General features: G+C 57.8%; 5 protein-coding genes. All 5 read right to left on the bottom strand.

Features of this window, described 5'->3' with window-relative positions:
- A partial coding sequence (ggt, locus tag AB4043_RS12450) for a gamma-glutamyltransferase (RefSeq protein WP_442307176.1) occupies positions 1–1,756 on the bottom strand: 1,756 nt, incomplete at its 3' end.
- Between the two features lie 295 nt (positions 1,757–2,051).
- On the bottom strand, positions 2,052–5,258 hold the full coding sequence (locus tag AB4043_RS12445; protein WP_442307175.1) for a sensor histidine kinase: 3,207 nt from the start codon (positions 5,256–5,258) through the stop codon (positions 2,052–2,054).
- 286 nt (positions 5,259–5,544) lie between these two features.
- Entirely contained in the window at positions 5,545–6,399 is an 855-nt protein-coding gene (gene purU / locus AB4043_RS12440) for a formyltetrahydrofolate deformylase (protein WP_442307174.1), read from the bottom strand.
- Positions 6,400–6,420: 21 nt separating this feature from the next.
- A complete protein-coding gene (locus tag AB4043_RS12435) occupies positions 6,421–6,813 on the bottom strand; it encodes a DoxX family protein (RefSeq protein ID WP_442307173.1) in 393 nt (130 codons plus the stop codon).
- Positions 6,810–6,997, bottom strand: a 188-nt coding sequence (locus AB4043_RS12430) for an SRPBCC family protein (RefSeq protein WP_442307172.1), incomplete at its 5' end; no start/stop codon positions are given. The genes AB4043_RS12430 and AB4043_RS12435, both read right to left, overlap by 4 nt.

Here is a 6,997-nt window from a genome sequence, read left to right as displayed (position 1 = left end):
GCTCCGGCGTAGCCTGTCCATCGGCCCGGGGGTCGGTAGCGCCAAAGTTTACTCCGAGTGTCTCGTCACGCATCACGGCGTTGCCGCGTCCCATCACCTGCGAGTAACGCGGCACCAGGATGATCTGGTGGCCCTGTGAGGCGAGCTGTTCCAGCACTTCGCGCGAGTAGCCATCCTCAACGCTGACGGTGCAACCGGAGTTGCCTTTGTTGAAGCGGGCAGCATCCATCGCCGCCTGGATATTCATGCCGAAATCTACGACGTTGGCAACGAACTGCGCATGAGCCTGGGCCTGGTTGAAACCGGACATGATGCCGAAGCCGATGGTCTTGTCATCCTGCTGCATCATCGCGGGAATGATGGTGTGCAGTGGCCGTTTATGCCCTGCAAGTGAGTTAGGCTGGCCAGGCTGCATGTAGAAACCGCTGCCGCGGTTATGCAGCACAAAGCCTGTGTGCTCCGCCACCAGGCCAGAGCCGAAACTGCCCGCATCCGACTGAATGAATGAGACCACCATGCCGTCGCGATCGACGGTGGCGAGGTACGTCGTGTCCGATTGCAGCTTGTCGAGCTGTGCCTTGCGGTCGGAAGGAAGAACCTTACAGTTAGCTTGATCGGTGATGCCTTTGGCGCGCTCCTTTGCGAGCTCCTTCGAGATGAGCTTCTTCGTGGGAATCTCATCCGTGTTTGGATCGCCGACGTAGTGAAGCATGTCGGCATAGGCAAGCGCCTTGGCCTCCATCTCGATGTGCAAGGTCTTCGCCGAGTCATGCCCCCAATCGTGTAATGGGTAGAGCTCCATGACGTTGAGCATGGAGAGAGCAGCGACTCCCTGGGTGTTYGGCGGAGTCTCATAGACGCGCCAGCCATGATAGGTCGTGGAGATGGGCTCGACCCACTCCGGCTTGTACTCGGCAAGGTCGGCCTTGGTGAGAAAGCCGTTGCTCTGGTCAGAGAGCCGAATGATCGCGTCAGCAATAGGGCCGCGGTAGAAGGCATCCGCGCCGTTCTTTGCAATCAGGCGGAGGCTGTTGGCGAGATCGGGATTGCGGAAGATCTCTCCCTCGCGCGGGTAGGTTCCTTTGGGGAGAAAGATAGAAGCGAAGGCTGCTCTGTCCTTGAAGGGCATGCCGTACTGCGCCCAGGTAGCCGAGTCGGTTTCGGTGACCGGGAAGCCATTCTCTGCCAGAGCGATAGCAGGCGCGAGGTCAACCGCAAGCGGCAGCTTGCCGAACTTGGCATGCAGCGCGGCCCATCCGGCAACGGCGCCGGGAACGGTGACCGCATAGATGCTGGTGCTGTCCATCTTGGTAACACCCTTCGCTCTCATGGCATCGATGGTCTCCGCTTTGGCGGACCAGCCGCTCGCGTTGAGGGCGTACATCTTCTTTTCCTTCGGGTCCCAGACGATGGCGAAGAGATCGCCTCCGATTCCATCCATCTCAGGCTCAATCACGCCCAGAGCCGCATTCGCTGCGATCGCCGCATCGACGGCGTTTCCTCCTCTGGCAAGGATGGTGGCGCTGGCCTGTGAGGCAAGTGTCTGCAGCGTAGCGGCGATGCCGTAGCGATTGGCGGTCATGGAAAACGCATTCTCGCGGGAGGGCTCGGCAGGATGCTGGCGCGAGTCACGAACATATCCGCCTGCTGCATTGGGCGCCGGAGTTGTCCCCGCGGGGGCGGAGCCGAACTGCGCCTGGGCAGCCGATATGAGAAACAGAGAAAGAATGCCGGAGTGCAGGTGACGAAGGTGCATGACTGGTCGAGACCTTGCGAGAAGATGTCGCTAGTATACGGACCGGGTTATTTCGTTCATCGGACATCAGGCCTATACAGAAGGGGCGGATATGGATCGCTACTGTCCGTTCTGTGAACCTGTTGATTCCGTTGCCCCAGTGCATATGACCAAAGAATTGCTCCAGCTCTGAGAGCATTGCGTTGCCGGTAACTGGACGTTTTGAAATACGCCCTAGTCAAAGATCACGGTCTGATGCGTTCAAGATCGCGAACTTTGCGGACGAGGTTGGGTTATCGCAAATATATCCACAGCCTTATCCCCCTGGACCTAGCAGACGCTTAATCCAATGCCAACGCTCCGCCTTGTGAGAGAACGGATATGCAATCGCTGCCGGTATCGTGAGCTCAATCTCTGTTCCGGCGCTCTCCTGGCTCCAGATCTTCAGTTGTCCGCCGATCTTCTGGGTTCGTTCCCGCATGCCGACAATACCCCAATGACCATCGCGGCCGCGAATCAACACGTCCTGACTCATTCCCACGCCGTCGTCGCGAACCCTGAGCCGTACCCGGCTAGGGTCATACGTGATCTCAACTTCGATCTTCGAAGAGCTGGAGTGTCGAAATGCATTGGCCAGTGCCTCTTGTCCTATCCTGATTACCTCGTCGCCGACTGTTGCATCGAGGGGCTGTGGCGTTCCGATCACGCTCAGGCTGAAACTGATCTCATGATCCTTTCTGAGTTCCTCTCCGGATGCCGCCAGCTTGTCAGGCAGTTCATTTGCTGAGATCTCGTCATGACGAAGATCGCGAACTCGTTCCCGTCCTTCATGGAGAACTTCGTCGGCGCGATCGAGCACGCTCTCCATCTGGTTACGTGCAGGATGATCCTGGGGAATTGCCTTCTTCACGGCGTCAAAGCGCAACAGGAGACCCTGAAAGCCTTGCAGCAGTGTGTCATGCAATTCGCGGGCGATACGTGCCCGCTCTTCAAGGCGAGCGCCTAACCGCTCCCGTACGTGTGCTGTTACCTGTTTTAGCCGCAGCAGGTAAAGCAGCCACAGGCATCCTGCGAGAACGGCAACGCAGAGAAGTCTGAACCATAACGTCTGATCAAACGCCGGCAACACCACAAAAGACAGCGTTGATCCAGCTTCATTCCACACACCATCGTTATTGCAGGCGATCACTCGAAATCGATACGAGCCCGGGTCGAGGTTGGTGTAGAAAGCCTCTCGACGTGTTCCTGCGTCCTGCCAATCCTTGTCCTGGCCTTCGAGCTTATAGCGAAAACGAACTCGTTCGGGAATCGTGAGACTTGTCGCTGTATAGACGATCTGTAGATTCCTCGTCCGAGGCGGCAACCTGAAAAACGTAGAGGTGTCGTATTTCCTGTTATTGGCAAGAACGGACTCGACCAATACCGGCGGCGGCACGTCATTCCGTGTAACGCGCTTGGGGTCGATCCAGGCCAGCCCCTTTGTGGTGGCGAACCAGAGGTGGCCATCAGTAGTTTGCGCGGCCGAGGGCGAGGCGAGAGATCCTCTGAGTGCAGCAGTAAAACCATCCAGCAAACCAAAACTTTCGAACTCCACTTTGCCGGAGCTCAACTGTTGCAGCTGAGCTTCGCGAATATGAATCACTCCCCGCTGCTCGGTGAACCATAGGCCATCGTCAGAATTCGCAAGGATTCCCGAGACACCGCTGAAGGCACTTCCGTCTGCCGGACTTACAGGTTGAAACCGGCTGCCCTCCCAGAACTCCAGACCGAACTCGCCACCGATCCAGATCTTCGACCCTTTGCCCTGGATCGACGTAATGGTTCCCACCTGGATACCGTCTTTTCTGGAGAAGGTTCTTACTCCATCTCGATCCAGCATTGCGATGGTGTTCGCGAATCCGAACCATATACGTCCCTGCGAATCAGTAAACTCGGCGGTCGCGGTACCGCGCGGGCCACCCAGACTTTCGAGGCTGGTCCATGCAGACCTCTCCAGCCGAAAGGTCCCTGTGTCCATCGATACCCACAGTCTGCCTGATTGATCCTGGGTCATCGCTTTGACGCGCGATTGCACGTTCACAGCGATCCTATTTGTCACCGGCAGATTGAGCCGACGCAGCGTCTGGCCCTGTCCGGCAGGCACGGCCGCGGCGTAGTTGTACGTTACGACTTCCCGTGTCGAACCGGTCTCATGTTCACTGGAAAGGCGGAAGATCGACCACGGTGTTGCCAGCCATACAGCACCGTTCGGATCACGATAGACGCAATCGACGTACCGGTCACGCAGCTGCGTGGCGATCTTGTCATTCTGGATTTTCACCAGAACCTGCGGCCCAATACCCGCAGCCCAAAGCGCGCCTTGCTCTCCCGCTGCCAGCGCATTGGTCGTGAATGATTGCAGCGATGGGATCGGCAGAGCGCCGCGATTCGCGACCGGCTGAACCGTGACTGAGACGACAGGGCTCTGCCGGAATCGATCCAGTCCACCGCTGGTGCCGATCCAGAGGTTGCCCTCATGGTCTTCCAACAGGCAAGACACGTAATCGCTGGTCAGGCCGTCCTGTGGAGTGAACTCCTCCACCTCAGGGTCGTGAAACCGCCACGCGGACGGGCCTTCAATCTTCGGTGGAYGCAGGCGTTCCGGGTATGGAACGCGACGGATCCCATTGCCCAGGCTGGTGATCCAAAGACTTCCTTGCTGATCGAATGCGATTGCCTGCGATCCTACAAGGACTGCCGGCCCCCGCTTTCCGCTGTCTCTTCCGGGCAACGGAACAGGTCGTACACCGTAGCCCGTCTCCGCCATCCACAATGTGCCGTCGGAGGATTCGGCAAAGTTTCTGACACGAAGCAGGCCCTGTGCTGCTGTCTGGAACCGGCTTTCTCCTTCCACGAGATACACCACGCTGGTCGGAGTCCCCACCCAGACTGTTCCGGCGCGATTCACAAAGACGGTATTGGCCGGGCCCGAGAAGCCCGTATCCGGTCCAATCTTTTTCCAGCGTGAACCTTCCAGCCGGACAAGCCCATCTTTCCCCGCTGCAATCCAGATCACACCCTGCCGATCGCGCGCAAACGCCAGCACCTGACTGGAAGGCAGTCCGTCGGGCTTCCCATAGTCCGTGACTCTCCCGTCCTTAATAAAGCTGACCCCTCCGTACCAATAACCCACCCATAGGCCACCATCGGGTGTGGCGAAGAGAGAGACGATGTTACGTTGCGGAAAGGCCCGACCTGATTGCGGTTTATAGGCCTGGAATTGAATGCCGTCGTAACGGAATAGTCCGGTTGCCGTCCCCAGCCACAGATAACCATCTGTAGTTTGGGCCAACGCGCGTACCTGGCCCGGCGCTCCTTCAATGTAGGTCCAGCCTGTGTGATGAAGCTGGGCGAGCGTGCGATCACGATCGATCCCGTATAGAGGGATACAGAAAAACAACATCGCCAGGCAGAGCCATGACCTCAGCTCTCCATGCCATCTGCCCGCAGGCAGACGAAGTTGTAACGAATGCGGCAACTTCATGTTTCCTCGGCAAAAACATTAGAGCATTTTCCCTGTCGGTGTAATGTAGGGCGTCCGCATCTATCGGCGTTTTCCGCAATGAAAACGCCGCGGCATAGCCTCGGTACCTCAGCGGCTAAAGCCGCATGTATTTCAGTGCGGGTGACGGGACGGCTGAAGCCGTCCCCTTAAGCAAGACATTCGCACCTGCGGTGCGATGAGCTCGCTGAAGCACTAGAGCTCTTCGTGATTTATGTCACAAACTTTAGACTCAGGACACTAGCAAAAGTCGAATCAATCAAGATGCCTAATCAAAGATCACAGTCTTGTTCCCGTAGTAGAGAATCCTGTGCTCCAGGTGCCAGCGAACAGCGCGTGAGAGAACGATGCGTTCCAGGTCGCGGCCCTTGCGGACGAGATCTGGGATCGTGTCTCCCTGTGTAACGCGAACGACATCCTGTTCGATGATGGGGCCTTCATCCAGGTCGCTGGTGACATAGTGGCTGGTCGCGCCAATCAGTTTCACTCCCCGATTGAAGGCTGCGTGATAGGGTTTAGCCCCAATAAAAGCGGGCAGGAACGAATGATGCACGTTGATGATGCGTGCCGGCCACATTGCGACAAACTCCGGCGACACGATCTGCATATAGCGCGCCAGCACCACCAGATCGACGCGGTATTCTGCAAGCAGACGTTGCTGCTCCTGCTCTACCTGCGATTTATGGTCGCGGTCGATCGGCAGATGAACGAAGGGCACGCCGTAGAAGCCGGCCAGCTTTCCGCCATCAGGGTGATTACCGATGATAAGTGCAATCTCACACTCGAGCTCGCCGGCCTGGTAGCGCTGCAGCAGGTCGGCCAGGCAATGCAGGTGCTGCGAGACGAAGAGACTGACGCGCAGTTTGACATCACTTTCGGCAAGCTGCCAGCGAATGYCGTACTCATCGGCGATCTTGCGGAAGCGCTCGGCGAAGACACGTTCGTGAATCAGCTCGCTGGCGCATTCGAACTCGATGCGCATGAAGAATCGCGCTAGCTCCGCGTCCTGGTGCTGGCCGGCATGAAGGATATTCGCGTCATACTCCGACACGAGGAAGTTCATGATGGCCGCAACCAGGCCTTTGCGGTCAGGGCATTCAAGCAGGAGAACARCTTTCGTCATCGCAGGTGTATCTTACACACCTCAAACCGGTGAAGGAGTGACGTCGGGCTGCAGCCGGCGGAAGAAGAAGTACGACGCGCTCCACAGTACTCCGGTGCCTACCGACCAGCTCCATGCTGCGAACTCATCACCAACGGCGAGATGGGCGATCAATGCCGAGACGAGCGTGATGGCGAAGCCGGCGTAGGCCCACTCCTTGAGACGCGCCGGAACCATAGGAATGAGCAATGCAGCCAGGCCCGCAAACTTGGCCCATGAGAGCTCGATTCGGAAGTAGCCAGGGAAGCCGAGATGAGTGAAGGTCTCGRCCACCTGGGGTAACTTCAATTGGGCGTAGGCGGTAAAGCCTATCTGCAGAGCGAAGATCACGGTGGAGATCCAGAAGCCCGCGACGAATGCTTTGGAAGCTTTCATTGCATGTCTCCCGCGAGTACACGCTCCAGGCCGCCAAGAAACTTCTGCCAGCCGTAGTTTGCCCCCTGATAAGCCGTCTGCTGATCGGCGCGGAAGCCGGAGTGCTCCATGCGGAGATGGGTGCCGCCCTGTGTCGGCGCTAGCGTAAAGAGAACCACGCTTTCAAGCCCAAGAGCATTCCAGC

The organism is Terriglobus sp. YAF25, assembly GCF_052113305.1.
In the GTDB taxonomy this organism is placed as follows: domain Bacteria; phylum Acidobacteriota; class Terriglobia; order Terriglobales; family Acidobacteriaceae; genus Terriglobus.
This window is presented reverse-complemented; position numbering and strand designations above follow the sequence as displayed.